The sequence below is a fragment of the Cohnella lubricantis genome, from assembly GCF_014212015.1.
Classification (GTDB): Bacteria; Bacillota; Bacilli; order Paenibacillales; family Paenibacillaceae; genus Cohnella; species Cohnella lubricantis.
The window spans coordinates 1-18,452 of sequence record NZ_JACJVN010000054.1; the positions used below are offsets into that span (position 1 = coordinate 1).

The following is an 18,452-nucleotide window of genomic DNA, read 5'->3' on the forward strand; positions in this document are numbered from 1 at the left end:
TCTTGTTCAGCAAGCCCTAAATAAATCCTTGTTCGGGGGATACCCGCATTAACTCCGGCCGCTCTTTATAAATCTCGTCCAGCGTTTTACTTTCGTTTCCAATGATATGAATTCCATCATTCACTTCAATCTGGAATCCAGATATCAGCTTTCGGATTAATTCTTCTGCGTGCGTCTTGTTCTTTGCAAATACGATACCTTCAAATTTGCATGCTGCTTTATTGCTCAGCAGCTTTCTATAATAAAAATGTACAGAGTATATCATGGAACCTCCTACACTTGATAATAATGCACTAATCCTGCCCCGTACTATAATTCAAACAAAAGATTTAATCTATTCTTTTCATGTAAGCTTGTCGATGAATGCAAGAGCGCTTTATTGAATTGATCTGATTTTGTGATTACATCATCTAGCAACTTAAGATTTTCTAGTTGAAAAGCGTTAAGTTCTTCATGTACTTTTTTTATTTTTGAAATCGGAACGGAATTGACAAAGGTAAAGCACTTTCCAAGAATGCCCACTACTACATCGGATAATTGAATATACTTATTTTCTTTGGAATCTTCGAATCTGTAGAAGCCGGCGTCTTTCGGTAAATCCAAATCCATTTCCTTCATCAATCGTTTGATATGATCTTCATTATCAAATATATGTGTAGATGCATTAAATACCATTAATGGCCTAACGTAAAAATGAGAATAGTCTGGAATTAATAAATGATCCGTTTCCATCGATAGGAAAGATAGCTCGCTCTTGCTTTTAACTTGTTTCAACATTTGGGTGATAGATTTGACCCAAACATGCGAGTACATATTTTCTGCAAACTCGTCTAGAAATTCCATTAAGGCATCAACAAATTGCTCAAGACTCTCCTTTTTAATGTTGGGGTATTCAAAGTCAAATAATAATTTAACAACTCTTTCCTTATCACTAATTACGGCTTCATACAGTTTGTTTTTTAATTCATTGATAAAATTATGGTGAATGAATGGGCCATCAAGAGCGTCAATTATTAACGTGTCGATAATATCCACTAGCGAGTAATATAAAACGTTTACGGTAGAATAGTGGATATACAAGTCACTCTGCAGCAACCATTCCAATATAATCTTCAACTTAGTCGATGAAAGGCACTCAACGAAGCCCCCATCTGCGATATGTTTAAATTTGATTTCTTTTATCGTCTTAGGCAATCTTAGTTTTTCAAATAGTTCATTAATATCGGCATTACTTTGGTTTTGAGTGTACATAATGCCGCCTAGTACGAAATTAGCATCTTCGGAAGTGTTGAATCCCCCTTCCACTAGACGAAACTTTCTAGCGTTATTAGTCTCATCGTAGAAGAATGTCCAAGGTAGATTCAAATCCGTTATGTTGTAAGCTTGTCTTAACATGTTCTGATATTCCGATATATCCATAAGAACACCCCACCATAATTTCTATAAAACTCAAGTCATCCCAAGTGCCGGGCCGAATTTCAGACTAAAGCATTTTTTGAAGTAAGATGGGCCGCCACCTATCGTTTTCTGCAGAAAAAACTCATCTTGATTCTACCGTCCACCTTGTCCAGAAAAACGTATCCACTTAACTTCTATAAGTCACCTGGACTCTCATTCATTAGTTAAATCATTATTCGGCAAAAAAAAGTAAAATCCTATTTTCGACAAAAAAAGAACCTTTAATAGGTCCTTTGTAGCCTCCTGTGTCTAGGGCGCAAGAGAGCTTTTCATTGTTCAATCTGCCCGTTTGAAACCATAATACTCAAGCATCTCCCTTTCCTCTTTCTTTAATACCGGAACACCCCAAACTAAAGAATATTTAGCCCTAGTATTCGCAACGTATCCTATACGTCCTGACTCAAGTTCCTTTTCAATCCACTGTTTCCAATGACCACTCCCCGCATTGCGACGGCTCGACACCACCATTACACTATCAAAATCCTTTCCCTTGACTGAATGAATGGTGTGAATTGAAACGAGATTTATCCTATCTGTTGTATTGTAGGCAGTGATACGAACTTTTGCAGTACCCCGAGGTGATATCATTTTAGGTATATCTTTAAAGTCTCTCTTCTCGCTATCAAATCTTAATAGATCTTTATATGCCTCTTGTATTATATGTAAAAAATGATTGTTGAAATTCTTGTACCAAGTCGAATAATTAATACCATCAAATTTCACCAAATCGGAAACTGCAGAACATCCTTCCAAGAAATCTTTAATAAAAATTCTCCATCTATAAACAGAGTCAATTGCATTTGGACAGTAGTAATTATTTCTTGTTTTTGCCCCACCAAACCACCTTTGCATATGCTTACTAGCAAGTTCTAGTGCTAATTTTCGTGATTTTGGTGTATTTTCAATCCATAATTGTAGTGCATCTAAGATTGGATGTATACTTTCCTTAGAGTTTGTTTCAAACTCTTCTTTTAATGTTTGTTGTCGAACCAATATAGCTGATCTGTTGAAGGGGATATCATTTCTCTCAAGAAAGTCTAAATACTTTTGATTAAGTGAAGTTAGATCATGATATTCCAAATAGCAAACACTCTTATCACCCATTTTATCAGCTGCTAAACCACGTATAGGCAAGGTAATACCTAGCAATTTGTTGGATGTATTTACTATAGAATCACAACTTCTAAAGTTGTCGGTCAAAAAATACCTCTTAAATCCAGACAAATAATCTTTTGTGGTTGCTGGATTAGCATCCTTAAACTCGTATATCGATTGATTAAGGTCCCCCACGAAATGGAGAGTTGAACCAGAATCCTTTAATTGATTAAGAATGTTAATTTCGATCCATGAGAGATCCTGGCATTCATCTATAATAATAACCGGGAAACGTGCAGCTATAAGTGAAGCTATTCTAACATTCTTCTTTAACACATAGTACGCTATATTATTTATATCCTCAAAATTAGCAAAACCATCTGTTAAAAAGGTTTGCTTAACTTTTTTTATTTCCTTTTTAATAAAGTCAAACCCTAATAGTTGATTGTTTCCATTCTTTTTTCGGAAATTTTGTATAAATTCTTGTACTTCAGTTAATTGATAATACTCCTTTAAAGGAAGTTTATAATTTTCCGAATAATAAATAACAAAATCATTAATTTTATAATTGTAATAAATTTGGTTGGCGTATACGTCTGGTCCCATTGAATTGAGGTTCATATAAGGTAGTTTATATTTTTTCAACCAATGGTTTCCGTGTACATCTAGATTTTTGTCGATTAGCCTATACGAAGTATCGCCTCCTCTATTTTTATGTTTAAAATACTTATATCCAAAACTCTGAGCAACAAAACCATGTATAAAACCAGTTAGAGTTCCTATATAGTGTGGGTACAATGTAGTTAAACCAGAAAAGAGTTTAACGCGCTCTTTAATAGTATCCGTCGCCTCGTTAGTAAAAGTGAGTACCGCAATGCCTTTGTTTTTTGAGTACCACTTACTAATCTCATATGCAGTTTTCAAACCAACAACTTCCGTCTTGCCACTCCCAGCACAGGCTTCTAAGAAGATGTTTTCCGTCGTATGGGATAGAACATACTTTAATTGTTGTTCAGTTTTTTCGGCCACTTTACTTTGAATAAGTGATATATATGAACCTGCTGCTTCTTTATTTTTACTTAGAGTATCTACGATCTTTTGCTCCATCTCTCCCCTGTTCATCTTTCACCACCGCCACAAGCCCAAATTATTGCTTTCCGAATGTAATCTGGAATGTTCATGATTTTACTGATATTTTCGTAAACTTCCATAATATTGGATTTATTATCATTAATCGCATCCAAATGCCCCTGTATTTGCGATTCCAAATATTCTGTTAACTTCTGGGCGTAGATGCCTTTCCCAATCTCGTCCACGTTAATATGTTTAAAAAGGTATTCAGCATCCTCTTTTAACCCTTGTTCGTCTCCTGCGTACTCATTATCTTTTTCAAAAATCGAAATACAACGTTTTTTTACTGTTCCCTCTGCAGGCCATATATCATGAATAATCCTAGCCATTAAACTGGTGTTACCATTTATGGCTAAGTCGTATTCAAATGTTTTTAATGGTGAACTAAATAATCGCCCCCAAGTACTCTTGTTAATATCTTCAATTAGGTTAAGTGCACTATTGCCCCCTACAGGTGACTCATTAGGTAAAGGGAAAATATCTTGAAGCGTAGTTAAGGGCTCGTCATCTTTATCTTTTTTCAGTTCACCTTTCTCATCGTAAACTAGAATCTTGAGTTTCGGCGGATCATTATCCGTAATTCCTGAACAAAAAATAGGCAAATGCACTCCACTAGAAGAACCATCGCAGTTAGAGAACAACTTCATAAAATGTTTAAAGTTGATTCCGTTGATATTGATAGTAGATACACCAGCTTCTTCTAGCGAAGTTGGCAATAATGTTTCTGAGTTAGCCAAAGCTGTCTTATTGTACTGTGCCAATACAATCTTTGCAAAAGTGGGTAAAAGCATAGCCTCACTAATGCCTTCTACAAGAATTATCCCCTTTGAAAACAATAGTGTAGATTTTGTAACATCTAGCCACCTATTAATATAGTTTTTGCTTTCGCCTAAATCGATCTCTTTTAACGGCGTTGCAATAATCCTGTCTTCCCTTTGGGTAATGTGAATTAAATTGTTTATATCTATTGAAGAGGCAAGTACTGGAGAATGTGTAGTAATAACGACTTGTAAATTCTCTAACTTACGGGTTACCTCTTCTAAATACTTAATAAATTTGACTTGAAGCTGGGGATGCAAATGAGCTTCTGGCTCCTCAATTAATAAAACAGTCATCATATTATTATCTTTTAATAATTCAAGCTCTGCAAATACAGTGGCTATATATAACAAGTTGTTATATCCCAAGCTATTTGTAGCAATATCCCTAAATTTGTTGGGGTCACTCTGTTGAACACCCGGGAAAAATACCATTTTTATACTTTCTACAATTTTATTAAATGTTGTCTCCGCAAATTGAAGATTTATGCTCTGACCAAGACGTTGTCCCAATGCTTCCTCTAGCTTGGCATTAATGTTGATTTTTGCACTTTCAATTTCATTATATTTTTTTTCAGCATTACTCGTAATTTGAAAGTTAAAATCAGTTACATTTTTGACAAGTGAATCTTTGTTATCACCATACTGTTTTTTTAATAATTGAGCCAATCTCGATCGCTTCCCGTTAACCAACTTCTCCTCTGCATCCCGAAGAGGTGGAAGGTAAATACATTCAATGCAATCAAAAGTTTCCTCCTCGAAAATGCTAGATTTCGAAGCGCCTCCCCAAATCTCCTTCTTATAGTAACCCTTCCTATTTGGGTTTGAGTTAACCTCTAAGTGCAGTTGGGCTTTAAAGTCAGCATCGCACCAAGTTAGAAATGTAACTTGTTCATCCGAACTTAGAGAATCCAAGGTTAGGTCTATTCTAATATCAGGAGCAGAGTACTGCTTGTCCAAGGATATGTAAAAATCATCCTCATCAATATTCATATAAGAAAATTCGTTTTCCCGAAGAATTAGTCTTAATGCATTAACAATCGTTGTCTTACCGGAACCATTTTCTCCAACAAGCACATTGAGTCCTTTGTTTAATCTTACTTCTGAGTTCTCTTTACAATTCTTATACCCTGAAATATTCAATCTGGAAATATACAATATAACCGCCACCTTACTAATTTACTAACATGAGTAGATAATTCGACACAAATTCATTTCACCCTGCTAGAACCCATTTGAGAAACAATTTGATGCACTATTCCGGTAACAGGAACCCATATTGTCCCAAACAATAAAATATCGGATAACTGGATATTCTCTGATAATAAAGAAAACGATCCTTTTACCTTTCTCGATTGCCTAGTTTTCGGAGGTTGTTCATTTTGACGGTCATGGAAAAACAAATTTGTTGCTTTCAGAAGGAGCATTTTGCGTAAGAAACAAAAATAGCGAGCCGCTGCGACCAAATAGGCTCACATCGTTTCGCCAATGAAAGATCTTTCAACATTATAAGGATGTCGTTCAATAAAGCGCTGTTGATTTGATGATGAAACTCATTACCCTATCCCCAGTCATCAGTAAGATTCAATACTCTTTTACAGATATCGCATTGAACTTCGATAACTAACCCAATACCCGTTGGAATGAATTTATATATAAACTTAGCCCCTGCCACATCAACTGCTTTACAGGAGTCCCACTCCCGAATCCTGTTCTCCATTTCTGCGGTTATTTCGAATATCATCCTAATCCCTCTTTAATTTTCGTCATCCTTCATAAAACCATCTATTTTCCTGCCCAAACGGTAAATTAAGAACATGAAAAATCCAATCGCTATCGATTCAACGGCATTTCCCCATTCATGATTTATTATAAAACCTACGCCTAGTCCCAGCATTATTACAATAAACACCTTGAAAGATGGATTCTCAAGCTTATCTAACCACCGACTCATTAACAAACCACCCTTCAAAACGTCAACATCCTAAATTGAGCCTTATTCTTTACTATTTCCCACTTTAAATCCATTTAAAAACTGCGTAGTTCCAAAATCTTATAAAGACTCATTTGTCTTAAACTTCATCCGAATCCAGTTCTTCTATATCTGCGGTTATCTCAAAGTACATTTTGATCCCAGCCACCAAGGGCGCATCCTCATCAGGTAAAGGCCCGATATTCAAGGTATATCGTTCATCGAATTTCTTTATCCTCAAACCGTGCAATAAGATCCGAGCTTCCTTCTGATAACGATACTTGGGAAATTTATAAAACAGTTCTTTTCTTTGATCGGTTGGCTCAATATAAAACTCTTCATTCTCGAATAATTTGTAGTTAATGTGAGATAACTCGGCTCCAAAACCTTCACGATGGATAGCTTTCATAATCTGTTCGTAAAAAGGTCGTGCTTGAATAATCAAAGTTGCCGGTGCATCGTCAGAGTGTGCATTGAGGGCTGCATTTGAGGAAAAACCACTATACATTCTTTCATCAAAGTCATGACGAACCCGCTGCAGACCAGGTCGGGTTACGTTTTGCAATAAATCAAGGCCGCGAAATGAATAAAAACAGAATGTTGGTACAGAGTAGGTGGATTTTCTTCTCAGCAATACATATTCCCCATCGGGCAATACTTCCAAGTCGTCCCCAAATTTCCTCCCACATTGCTCAATCCTTGGGTCCGTCTTCTTTAATCGTGCAAAAACACCCTCATACAAATCACCTTGTTCACTGTTACCAGTTTTTTTGGCTATATTGATGTATTGACCAGGACATGAGAAACTTACTTTCCCATCCTTCAAAGCTTTCATCCATTTTGTAGCACCGAACTTAAATAGAATCAATGAATTTTCTTCTGGAACCATAGAACTAATTCTCCTACCTATGATTATCTCAACCCTTTTCGTCCGTATTTTAGCACAATCTCAGAATAACTACCCGTTATTTCGTTAAACGATTAAAAAGGTAGTTGAACCGTTATCTGGATGCTTAACGATAATTCTGTAAATTTGTCGAAACTGCTATAATAATAGGAAACGACAAAAAGGACAGATTCTGTGAACAAAGAATGGCTATTGAACTATTTGAACACCCAAAAAAACCGTACATTTGATATCCATCGGCTGGAGAAAGCATTTATGTCCGCCGTTGGTATAGATGCCTTTTCCTATAAAAAGTTTGCCGGTTTTGTGCGGGATTTAGAATATGATGGGGAGATTGTACCTGTAAAAAATAAACAAAAAATCCACAATGGAAAGGACCCCCACCTCCCTGTGGAATGGCGATTGATAAAAAAACAGATTGAATCGAGGTGGAATATAGGACGGTTTATGACCTTGGCTTCGCTCATTGATTTGTCCTTTTATCAATCCCACCCTGGAGAACAAACGGAAGAAGCCTGGAGTCGCATTTCGGCCGTAGCCGCTTTCTTAGAAAGCCAAGGCCCTAAAATATGGGTTTCCCGGGAAGAACGATCATACCAGCTGTTCCATGATGAAAAATGGTTGGATAATAGCGAGGGGAAAGAATTTTTGCGGCGAATCAAAAAAACTCTTCCCGATCTTTATGCTCGTGTCTATGGTGAGCCTTTTGTGTATTGGCTCCAGCCTCGTATGCTGACAGAGGACGTACGTCGCATCTTGATCGTGGAAAACCGTTCCCTCTTTCACTCATGCAGGAGGGTGCTAGAGGAAGGCGGGAACATATATGGCCTAAGCCCAGAACTCTTGATTTTTGGGCGGGGGAAACATATTGTCTCTTCCTTGTCATACCTGGAAGACTTGCGAGTCCCTGTGCCTTATACAACCATTTGGTATGCAGGAGACTACGACCCTAGCGGCTTTGCTATTTATGATAGTTTGAAGCGCTCATACCCCGATTATCCCATTCAGCTAGCGATATCGTTATATGAAGAAATTGCTCAGCAGGCTAAATCGCCTGTTCCTATAAAACCGGGTCAAGTTCAAAACCGAGAACAAGTCGCACTGTTTTTTGAAGAAGTAAAACCGTATCCACTTATTTTGGATAAGGCCGAACAATCATGGAGCAACCGGGTTCGCTTCCCTCAAGAAGCTATCTCCTATGAAACGATGCAGAAAGGGGGCCTCACATGAACGGTGAAATTTGGGAAGGGTTCCGGGAACGGACCACCATGCTAAACCCCATCTTTATGTTAGGAAAAGGGATGGAAGTCGGGGCTACCTTAGCCCCCTATCTCCCCCAGCTGTTATTGGCGATATTACTTGAGGTCTTTTATCGGGAAATCAAAGATGACGAGAAGCGATCCCGGTCTGATCTCGTTGCTATCGCTAAAGCAATCATGGAACATCAAAACTTGCCCCATGACGATGACAAAGCCGAACGGTTAATCAGTGGCCTTGTGTCCTACGGAAATCCCAATCTACGGAACCCGTTCAGCGCCAAAGTGTTCGACCCATCTAGTGGAATGTTTAGCGATAAACCATTCTTGTATTTGACGATCGATACTGAGTACCGGAAACGGGAAGCCATCTATAAATTGACGCAAGCCTCCCAAAATATGATCTTTTTAAGTCGAGAAGTCATTTTGGAGTTTTCCATTGAGTTCGAACAGCTTTATACCTTAAAACTGATCCGCAACAATAATTTTCGGTCCGCCCTTCAGTCTCTGGATGTATTGATTACGAAAATCAAGCAACTGATCATACAAGAGCATGATTACCGGAGGCATCTGCACCGCAATCCCAAAATCCTCATGGAACAAGGAACGCAGGCAAGAAAAGAACGGCGGAATGAAATTGAGCGTCAGTTTGAAGAGTCCAATCAGCGATTTGATAAAATGATTCGCATGTTGGCAAACGTGGATTTGGCCACACCGGAAGCACGTTTCCACATCCTCGAAATGGAAATGAAAGTCCATGCAACCATGACTTTATCGGCCAAACTGCATGCGGAGCTTTATCAAAATATTGAGTTGGAGCTGTCCATTCGAAAGTACCGTCCGTCCGCCTTTATGAAACGGCGCAACGTTTCTTTTAAAACCGATATTTGGGAAAACGAGCTGCTGGTAAAAGGAATTCCGGCCAATACGATGGAGAAGCTGCTCTCCCCTTTCTTTTCCCCTCGAGCGCCCTTTATTTATCCAATGGGGTTAATCTGGAGCGAACAGGAAGTACGTCATCATGACGATGAGATCCAAGAAGAGGCTGAGCCGAAAGAACAGTCCTTGGAACCGAAAGAAACCCGAGACTGGTCCGCTTTATGCCGCTATTGGGCCCCGGTAATCCGTAATTTGATTTATATGGGAGAAGTCAGTTTACGGGACATCCCTGCAAAAGAATGGACCATTGAAGCACTGGAATTGTGGATGATCTTTAAAACGGATGTGCTGGAAGTCCCTCACCTGTTTACAACACATCAACCATATGAGGATGAGCGGATGGAGTTGATTCGGCATCTCATCAATTCAGATCCGTTTTTTAACGAGATTGCGGGAAAAACCATACGGGCTCGTTTTGAACGAGGAGCTCCCCTTCAGTTTTTCGGGGTGCGCATCTCCCCTATCGTTATCAGCATCAAAGATCCTGCCGAGGAGGATACTTCCCATGCCATTTACAGCAGAACAACTTCATAAAAGTGCGTCCATTTATTTTTATTTGCTCCGTCATAAAATGGTCGACCGAAATCAAGATTTTCTGGCACCCTATTTTTCCGAACAAGAAATTCACGAGGCCACGAACATCATTGCCAAACAATCTGGAACTATGATTCTGGAGACGCCAACAAAACTCCATTTGGTTGTGGAACCGGAAGGCAGTGTGTACGCCTCTTCTTTTACACAGTTAAAGGACAAGCATTCCCGAATCAAAAACCGGGACGAATTGGATTTGCTTCACATCCTTCTCATGGTGCTGCTGTGTGAGATGGACGGGGATTTATTGATTCGTAACGAGCAGGAAATCAGCGGGGTTACCATTCATAAATGGATTGAACTAGTGGACCAAACCATGGCCCGATGGGACCAAGAGTTGCAGAAACAGCCGGAAATCGAAGCGGAATGGGGCATCGCTATTATTCAGATTAAGGACATGTGGTTTGCCAAACAGCCGTATGAAGACGGAGGGGGCAAACCTGTGGCGTCTACGAAAACAAAGTATTCGTATTGCACCTTAGCTGCAAATTTGCTGGTGGAAGAACGGCTTCTTCGCATCATCGAAGATGACGATCAAACCATTCTGCTCCCAACCGATGAACTTTATGACCGACTTGATCTTCTCTATCACGACCATGACCGGTTTAAACAGCTCAAATCTATTATTGATGCAGGGAGGAACCAGGATGCCAGCCATTAATGCCTTACGCATAACCGGGCCGCGCTATAACAAGCAACTTAAATTTTACTTGGACAGCGTGTTCGATTTCAATGCCGACCACACCCTTCTATCCATGATTAACAGCGGAGGAAAGGGCGTATTGCTGCAATTGTTGTTTCAAGTGGTCCTTCCCATGGTCTCTTGGGGCAAGGAGGGGACTTCCACCGTACGCCACTTCTTTTATGATGAGAAGGGAAACTTTAAACCATATCCTTTTTATGTATCTGTCGAATGGGTACTGGATACGACTCCGAAGCGCTATTTAGTTACGGGGATTGCATATTTTGCAACGAAATCCATGAAAAAAGAAGATAACACCGAGAACGTTGAGGTGGACTATACGACCTTTGTTCGGGAATATGGGGAACACGAACGCTTTACTATTCGTGATTTGTCATATTACGACGAGCAGAACCGCTCAATTATGCCTTATAAAGAGTGGTGCGATCTTCTTCGCTCCGGCGCAGACGAATTCCGGTATTTCACAAACTCCTCTAAAGATAAAAAAAGGTACAAGGAAACGCTGGCGTCCTACGGCATTTATGCGGATGACTGGGCGGAGATGGTCAAAATGAATCGAAATGAGGCCGGCATTCAGGATTATTTTGAGAAGGTGTTTCCAAATTCCCGTACCAATATGGGTTTGTTTAAAGAGCTTTTAATTCCGACGATTGCCGAACGCTTGCATAACGATGCGGAGAGTAGCACAGATCTGGCCAAATTATTTAAAGATGCAGCCGTTATTGCTGAGCAGCTTCCCTTTTTGCGAAGCCGGGAAGAGGCACTACATGTGCTTATCGAAATGTGTAATGAGCTGGAACATGCCGTTTCTGCTTGTGTTACCGCCAAAGAGGATTTGGAGAATACCAGACGTGAAGGTGTCCAGTTGTTCAGGTCGATTGGGGAGCTTCTCCGCATGACCAAAACGGATATAACACAAAAACAAACCGATCAGAGCGCCTTACTGAAACAAAAAGAAGACTTTACTTGGCAGCAAAGTAATCTAGGCTATGTACGCGCCTTACGGGCGGAACAGCATCAGCTAGAAGTGTGCAAAGAGGCAGAGAACAGAGACCGCGTAGCCAAAGCTGATTTGAAGCGTAAACAGGATACCCATAAAGAAGCCCAGCTCCAAAAACTAAGGAAAATTCAGCACGACTGTTGGCAAAATGTCCAAAACATCAAGTTTCAAATAGAAGCCATTGAAAACTCGGCCGAAGTGAAAGCGAATAAACAAAAATTGACGGAACTTCGGCAAAAGGCCCTTTCGGAGTGGAACATCCTCCGTCAGGAATTGCAGAATGTTCAAGAACAATATGAAGCGTATTATACTCATCTGACTCAATCTAAAACCGACCGCGACCAGACCTTGAAGAACCTTAATGACGAATTAATTCAAACAAAGGCAACGATACAAAGTCTGGTAACACAAATCAATGATTTCGAAACCAAAACCTGTCAGATGGAAAACTTACATGGAGTCGCCATTCGTTTAGATCCGGAAGGGATCTATAAATCTGAACAAACCGAACTCGAATCCCGAATTGAGCAAGAGCGGAAACTATCCGCCAAAATTGAACAGCTATCGCAAGAAAGCACAGAGCTTTTTGGCCGCGTGCAAAAGGAAGAGGAGCAGTTTGCTCAAGCTTCCAAAGCAGCATCTCATGTATATGAACAGTACCATAAACAATATCAGAGCGAAGAAACCATAGCCGGCGAGTTGATTCGCGAGCTAAGAGCCGTCCCTTCAGAAGAAGTGCCTGTGCCGGAATTTTTGCGCGCTCAAAAGCCGGTCCTGGAGGCAAAGATTCAGCACTGGGAACAACGCAAATTGCAGTTTAAAGAAGAGATCTGGACCTTGAAACAAGAGCTCGACTTGGACCTTGGCACTGATGATTCACCGGTTTGGGTTCCTAACGCCAGTCTGCTTCTGGCCAAACAAAAACTCGAGAAGCGTGGCTTCGCGATCATGTTGGGCACGGAATATGTTCATCATTTAGAGATGCCCAAACGAAGAGATATGTTAGCATCATTTCCTCTTCTCCCTTATGCGCTGGTGGCGTATAAGAATGAGGATATTCAGACTATTCTACAGGCAGATTTATTCCAAGACGACGTTCATTTTTCCCCTGTCCCTCTTTATGCTGCTGAACGCCTTGAAGGCAGTGAGACTCATCTGTTTGCGATACCGGCGAACCAGGCCTATGAGCTATCTGCCGTTCCCGGGGCATGGGATGCACGGAAACAAACCTTGATTGTTCGGCTGCAGGACTTGACTGATCAGATGGGGAAATGCCAAAAACAAGAAGAGATTCACCGACAACTGTTGGAGAAGGTGAAATCATCGCTCCTTTACACCACCTCTATCCTCCTCTTACAAGAGCATGAGAAGAAAAAGAGTGAGGCTCAACATGTGGAGTCGTGCCTACAAGAAAGCCGGAACCACTTGCAGTTGAAGGCGGAGTTAGTTGATCAAGCGAAGGAAGACAAGGAACATTTGGAGTTAGCTGTTCGTGAGCTTCGATCCCGTGTACAAGAGTTGGAGACCTATGTGACGGATTATTGGAGAACCATAGAGCGCATGAATGAAAAGGACCGGCAGGAGAAACGGGAACGGAGTTTGGGAAAACAGTATGAAGAAGTATCCGAACAAGCCAAGAACATGGGGGATTTGCTATTTAACTGGAGTATAGCTTATTCCAAATGGAACCAAGACATTCAAGGGAAAATTGAACAAATTCGTTTCTATGTGGACGATGCAGCGCTCCCTTCCGTTTCCAAAACCGAACCATCGGAAGAGCCTCCTCATCTGCATGTTCACAGCGAAAGTCTGCTCCATATCATATCAACCATGAGAAGCATTGACCAGGATATTTCCATGAATAATGCGGAGTTAATCCGTTTGCAGACCGAAATGAAGCGAGCCCATGATGATTTGCAAAAAGCAAAAGACCATCTCGAAGGTGTTGAACCGGATTGGGGCCAAATTTCTATTCCTATCGAATCGGTCGATTGGCTGGAACGCCGCGAACGTGTCTTGGAAGAGGAAGTCAAAACAGCCGTTTATGCGGAACGAGCCTGCGAAAATGCATTGGGAAAGGCACAAACCAGTCTTGACCACCTGGTGAAAGACCGACAGAAAGCAGAGCGCAGCGTAAAGAACCCTGATCCTTGGGAAGATGTTGTGATCGAAGCCAAAGAACTGGAAATCGAACGCGGCATTGCTGCGGTCGAAACAGGACTTCAAACCCTTGGAACTCAAATCAAAAATCTTCAAGGTGACGAAAAACGTTTTGAGTTAATGCACAATAGATTGGAAGCCTACTTGGATACGAATGACGTTCAAACGGAAGTTGCACTAAATCTGCCGTTGCTGGATAAAATCAGGCAAGATCCTAATATCGTCTCTTCCTGGAATGATTCCCGGAAAAAGAAAGAAGACGTGTATAAATCGGTTATGAAAAAGGCCGATGAGATTTGCAAAAAACATCTGTCAGTCATCGAGGGATCTTCGTGGGACGAGTATTTAAAAGAAGTCATGGTAGGCCAATACCGCCTGCTGAGAGACTCGGAGCCCGAAGACATGTTGGAAATCTTGAAAGATAACCGAAATTATGCCCTTTTTGAGTTGGAAAAACAAAAAGACGATATTGGCATTGCGGAGGAGGCACGTAAGAACTGGGGCAAACACGCCTCTAAGTTTTGTATTTCGATTATCAAGGGGTTACGGGAGATGACCCAACGAATGTCGATTCGAAATAGAGGAAACCACAAATTCGATCTTCTGCGCCTTCGGCATGCAGAACGTCTGCCCAAGCTAGTCGAAGATATTGAAATCTATATGTTCGAGTTTTTTGACAATGTTTTAAAAGAACTCTTAAAGACCCATTCAGCTATTGAAGGGATTGATATGGGTATCATCAAGAAAAAAATAAATCCAAGCGATTTGGTATTTGCGGCTCTTCAAAATCAATTTCCAACCTTGGAAATCTATAATCTGAATACGGACAATACCTTTCTGACGGAGCAGCCGTTGAGCCACTATTTTACGGAATGGGAAACGATGAATACGGGATCACATACAGAGACTGCCGGTAGTGGCGGTCAATTGGTTGCGGCCCGGACACTGGTCATGATGATGCTATTAACCTTTAAACGTAAGAGCACCGATCAGCGGTATTCAGTCCTCATATCGGATAACCCGTTCGCCAATGCCATATCGCCCCACGTAGTGGATCCGATATTTGTCATTGCGGATTTGTTGAAATTCCAGTGGCTGGTTGTCACTCCTCCGGAACTGGTGAAGCTCGGCATTTCTCAAAAGTTCCCGGTCTACTGTTCCCTGGACCTGCAGAAGCAAAAAAGCGGCAAAGATGCCGTCACCCATCACGTCCATCACGGATTTCGCCAGTTGGAGCAAGCTCCGAGGCTTATATAATTGTAATAAATAGTGGCACCGCCGATAACCTTAACAGGATATGGCGGTGCTTTCGTTTTGTAACGAATGTTTAATTAGTAATCAGGTCGTGGCAACCTTACGTTCAGATCTTCTATAAGATCTAAATATTCCCTAATGACCTGATGTAACTCCTCAAATGAACCAATTTCTCGGTTTTTGTATGCGTGAATAGCATTACGGCGTTGCTGAATCTTGGTAACCCATTGATTACGATCATCCCGTTCTTCGTCCATCCAAATCTTATCCTTAAAAAACACAATAAGTTTGTAGAATTTGGCTCCATCCGGATCAACTACTTTGCCTTTGTACATAATTGCTTTCTCATCCACCCGGTAATCAGTCAGATATACCGAAAGAAAAAGCTTCATTGTGTTCTCGACAAGAGTCCCAATGTTTGTCCATGCGAGTATTAAGCTCCCGTCATGATCTGGCGCATTGGCTTCTGGTGCGTCCACCCATCGGTGCAAGGTATGTGAAAGTGATACCTGCCAATCCAATCTCGATTTTTCTAACAAATCCGCTGCAGAGGATGGTGCCCAGCCATGAGAATTTGACCAAAATTGCGCAATATCTTCATTTACTTCGATGATTTTGTTGATGGTATCTTGCAGCGGCCAACTTTTTCGTCTTTCCTTGTAGCTGGAGAATTTCAACAAAACACCTCCCCCTAGAAATCACAAAACATTAATTAATGTATCTTTTAGGCAATCGGTGTACCATTTTTTACAGGTTCATCTGGCTTTAAAAGCACCACATCGCCTTCCTCCGGAACTGCCCCAATTACCTAAACTTCCGATTCAAAACCAGCGATACGTCTAACAGGAAAGTTTACTACTGCGACTACTTGGCGGCCAATAAGTTGTTCAGGTTCGTATCTTCTCGTAATTTGAGCCGAACTGCGCTTAAGTCAAATCTCACCAAAATCAATTAATAATTTTATTGCAGATTTTCGTGCTTCCGGAAATGGTTCTGCATGAATTACAGTTCCGATCCGAATATCCAACTTCATTAAATCCTTAATTGTTACCATGAGTCTCGCCTCCAACTTTTGCATGTAATTACCTAATAAATTACCCCAATATAGTGATAGGACCTACCTACCTTGTAAACATTAAGCTCAAAACAGTGTACTTCTAATTCTTCTTTTTGTTACGGCTATAAGCCGAATTGATACTATTGCCGCATATGATTGTCTAATATTTCAATGTCAATTATGTGGAACAACTTGGCAGGAACGTCGGATAGGATTGTCGAATTTTGAATTAACGAGTTTATCACATTTCCTGAGGTGTAGAATGAACATAATTCAGAAAATTTTCAAGGCATTTAAACCTTCAAATAACTCCATATCAAAATCCAATATTTCCGCCGACAATACCACGAAAAACCATTTAAAGGAGCCAACCGATAAAATAAATACACCAGCTCCATTGAAGCCGGCTGAATTGCTATTATTAGATTACGTCACTGGATCCTCAAGCAATATCCAGTTTCCAGGTTATTTTGAATATCGTTATGAAATCAACCCACATTTGACGCTGAAAAAACTAATTGATCAAGGATACCTGAGCGTGACACACAATGTTGAAGAGAATATGAGAAAATCAACAATGCCCGTTTTAAAAGACGTGCTAAAACAAAAATCACTGAAAACATCAGGTAAAAAGGAAGATTTGATCCTACGGATACAAGAACATGTTGACCAGAAAGAGCTATCCCAATTGTTCCCCGATCTCGTATATCAATTGACTGAGCAAGGCCAAAAGGCTGTTCAAGAAAATGACCATATTTGGTTTTTTCATTCCCAAAACTACGTAGATGTAACGATTGATGAAGCTCAACAGGAAAAAGTAAAAAAACCTGGTCTTTCAAAGTTTGAAATAGGATATAAAATCCTAAATATTAAAAAGCAAAGCCGTTGGAAAGAGCGGAATTTCGGACTTTACAGAAATATCTTGCTCGGTTTCTCGGTCTTGCAGGAGCAAGAAGGGAAGTACGAGGAATCATTAAGAAATCTATTTGAGATTTGCTTCATTGATCTGAGCGGAATGAGCAATAATTTCGACAAACAATACCTGCACATAGTCGAGAAAAACTTTTTTCCTTACGAGGAGTCAACATGCACGCTCGCTCCCGGTATTAAATCAAGAATCGTACATTTGCGTGATGAATTGAATCTATCGGAAAATGATTTTAAGGAACTTTATTTTGGCGCAGTGAACTCGCTTCAAGTCCCCTTCCATATCTTCACCAAGCAAGAGACTTATCAAATCTTGGTTGAAGAGTTGAACGAAAATCAGGAACGTTTGAAACAAATCTATCTTGAAGCCAAAAAGAGATATAAATTTCAAAATAAAAGGTAACTGCATTTAACGAACTTTCTTAGAAAAATGCAGCGGCGGCCGGGGAAAGTACTGCCGCTGCATCGTTTAAAGATTTATTGACGGCTATAAACCAACAATTGTCCAGGTAGCCGCTATCTTGATCATGGTCACCTTTTCTCGCGGATTTCTTTGTAAATCTGGTCAGCTACCTCCTCCACGCTTTTTATTCCAAGGTCTCCTTCGCTACGTTTTCTGACGGACACTGTGCCGGAAGTTGCTTCATTTTCACCGATTACCAGCATGTAAGGAACTTTCTCTAGCTGAGCCTCGCGGATTTTGTAGCCCAACTTTTCGTTACGCTCGTCGATCTCAACACGTATACCAAAATCCCCTAGCATGTTCTTCACGTGAAAAGCATAGTCGAGGTAACGGTCCGACACCGGCAAGAGCTTTACTTGAACCGGTGCAAGCCAAACCGGAAATGCACCGCTGTAATGTTCTGTCAAAATGCCGATAAAACGGTCAATGGAACCGTATATCGCTCGGTGAATAACAACTGGCCGGTATTTCCGGTTATCTTCGCCAATGTACGTAAGGTCAAACTTCTCAGGCATTTGAAAATCAACTTGGATGGTCGCACACTGCCAGCTTCGTTTTAGAGCATCAAGTATATGAAAATCAATTTTAGGCCCGTAGAAGGCACCATCTCCCTCATTGATCCGGTAAACAATTCCCAATCTATCCAACACGTTACGAAGCGCTGATTCAGCTTGGTTCCACAACTCTTCGGAGCCCATCGATGTTTACGCTGAAGCATAAT

The 18,452-nt window shown here is 40.6% G+C and carries 12 protein-coding genes and 2 pseudogenes; 5 read left to right on the forward strand and 9 right to left on the reverse strand.

The features are described 5' to 3' along the window. Window positions 1-16: 16 nt before the first annotated feature. The 6 genes from H4Q31_RS13555 to H4Q31_RS13580 form a co-directional block, all read right to left on the reverse strand. A complete protein-coding gene (locus tag H4Q31_RS13555; protein ID WP_185179603.1) occupies window positions 17-265 on the reverse strand; it encodes a hypothetical protein in 249 nt (82 codons plus the stop codon). Between the two features lie 44 nt (window positions 266-309). Then, window positions 310-1,419 (reverse strand): DUF3800 domain-containing protein, encoded by a 1,110-nt coding sequence (locus tag H4Q31_RS13560; protein WP_185179604.1) that lies wholly within the window; start codon window positions 1,417-1,419, stop codon window positions 310-312. A 315-nt stretch (window positions 1,420-1,734) separates the two neighbouring features. Continuing rightward, window positions 1,735-3,675 carry a UvrD-helicase domain-containing protein gene (locus H4Q31_RS13565; protein WP_185179605.1) on the reverse strand — a complete coding sequence of 647 codons (1,941 nt, stop codon included), beginning with the start codon at window positions 3,673-3,675 and terminating at the stop codon, window positions 1,735-1,737. Next, window positions 3,672-5,660 carry an ATP-dependent nuclease gene (locus H4Q31_RS13570; protein WP_185179606.1) on the reverse strand — a complete coding sequence of 663 codons (1,989 nt, stop codon included), beginning with the start codon at window positions 5,658-5,660 and terminating at the stop codon, window positions 3,672-3,674. Before H4Q31_RS13570 ends, H4Q31_RS13565 begins: the two co-directional genes overlap by 4 nt. 598 nt (window positions 5,661-6,258) lie before the next feature. After that, window positions 6,259-6,456 (reverse strand): hypothetical protein, encoded by a 198-nt coding sequence (locus H4Q31_RS13575; protein WP_185179607.1) that lies wholly within the window; start codon window positions 6,454-6,456, stop codon window positions 6,259-6,261. 118 nt (window positions 6,457-6,574) lie between these two features. After that, window positions 6,575-7,363 carry a hypothetical protein gene (locus H4Q31_RS13580; protein ID WP_185179608.1) on the reverse strand — a complete coding sequence of 263 codons (789 nt, stop codon included), beginning with the start codon at window positions 7,361-7,363 and terminating at the stop codon, window positions 6,575-6,577. A gap of 192 nt (window positions 7,364-7,555) precedes the next feature. On the opposite strand from H4Q31_RS13580, the gene H4Q31_RS13585 reads away from it, so the two are divergent. The 4 genes from H4Q31_RS13585 to H4Q31_RS13600 are packed head-to-tail and all read left to right on the forward strand — an operon-like array spanning window position 7,556 to window position 15,287. Next, complete coding sequence (locus H4Q31_RS13585) at window positions 7,556-8,611, forward strand: Wadjet anti-phage system protein JetD domain-containing protein (RefSeq protein ID WP_185179609.1); 1,056 nt, start codon at window positions 7,556-7,558, stop codon at window positions 8,609-8,611. After that, window positions 8,608-10,110: a hypothetical protein gene (locus tag H4Q31_RS13590; RefSeq protein WP_185179610.1), complete on the forward strand. Its 1,503-nt coding sequence runs from the start codon at window positions 8,608-8,610 to the stop codon at window positions 10,108-10,110. Before H4Q31_RS13585 ends, H4Q31_RS13590 begins: the two co-directional genes overlap by 4 nt. Further along, a complete protein-coding gene (locus H4Q31_RS13595; RefSeq protein ID WP_185179611.1) occupies window positions 10,082-10,828 on the forward strand; it encodes a DUF6063 family protein in 747 nt (248 codons plus the stop codon). The genes H4Q31_RS13590 and H4Q31_RS13595 overlap by 29 nt, the downstream gene beginning before the upstream one ends. Beyond that, window positions 10,815-15,287, forward strand: coding sequence for a hypothetical protein (locus H4Q31_RS13600; RefSeq protein WP_185179612.1), 4,473 nt, complete (start codon window positions 10,815-10,817; stop codon window positions 15,285-15,287). The genes H4Q31_RS13595 and H4Q31_RS13600 overlap by 14 nt, the downstream gene beginning before the upstream one ends. A gap of 74 nt (window positions 15,288-15,361) precedes the next feature. Here H4Q31_RS13600 and H4Q31_RS13605 read toward each other — a convergent pair whose 3' ends face one another. Further along, window positions 15,362-15,961: a hypothetical protein gene (locus H4Q31_RS13605; RefSeq protein WP_245347546.1), complete on the reverse strand. Its 600-nt coding sequence runs from the start codon at window positions 15,959-15,961 to the stop codon at window positions 15,362-15,364. Between the two features lie 47 nt (window positions 15,962-16,008). Next, window positions 16,009-16,338, reverse strand: a pseudogene (gene csaA / locus H4Q31_RS13610) (chaperone CsaA). 265 nt (window positions 16,339-16,603) lie between these two features. Between csaA and H4Q31_RS13615 the strand changes: the two are divergent. After that, window positions 16,604-17,671, forward strand: a complete 1,068-nt coding sequence (locus H4Q31_RS13615) for an SAP domain-containing protein (RefSeq protein WP_185179613.1) — start codon at window positions 16,604-16,606, stop codon at window positions 17,669-17,671. A gap of 128 nt (window positions 17,672-17,799) precedes the next feature. Here the strand turns inward: H4Q31_RS13615 and H4Q31_RS13620 are convergent. Continuing rightward, a pseudogene (locus H4Q31_RS13620) lies at window positions 17,800-18,429 on the reverse strand (His/Gly/Thr/Pro-type tRNA ligase C-terminal domain-containing protein); the annotation flags it as partial. Window positions 18,430-18,452 lie beyond the last annotated feature (23 nt).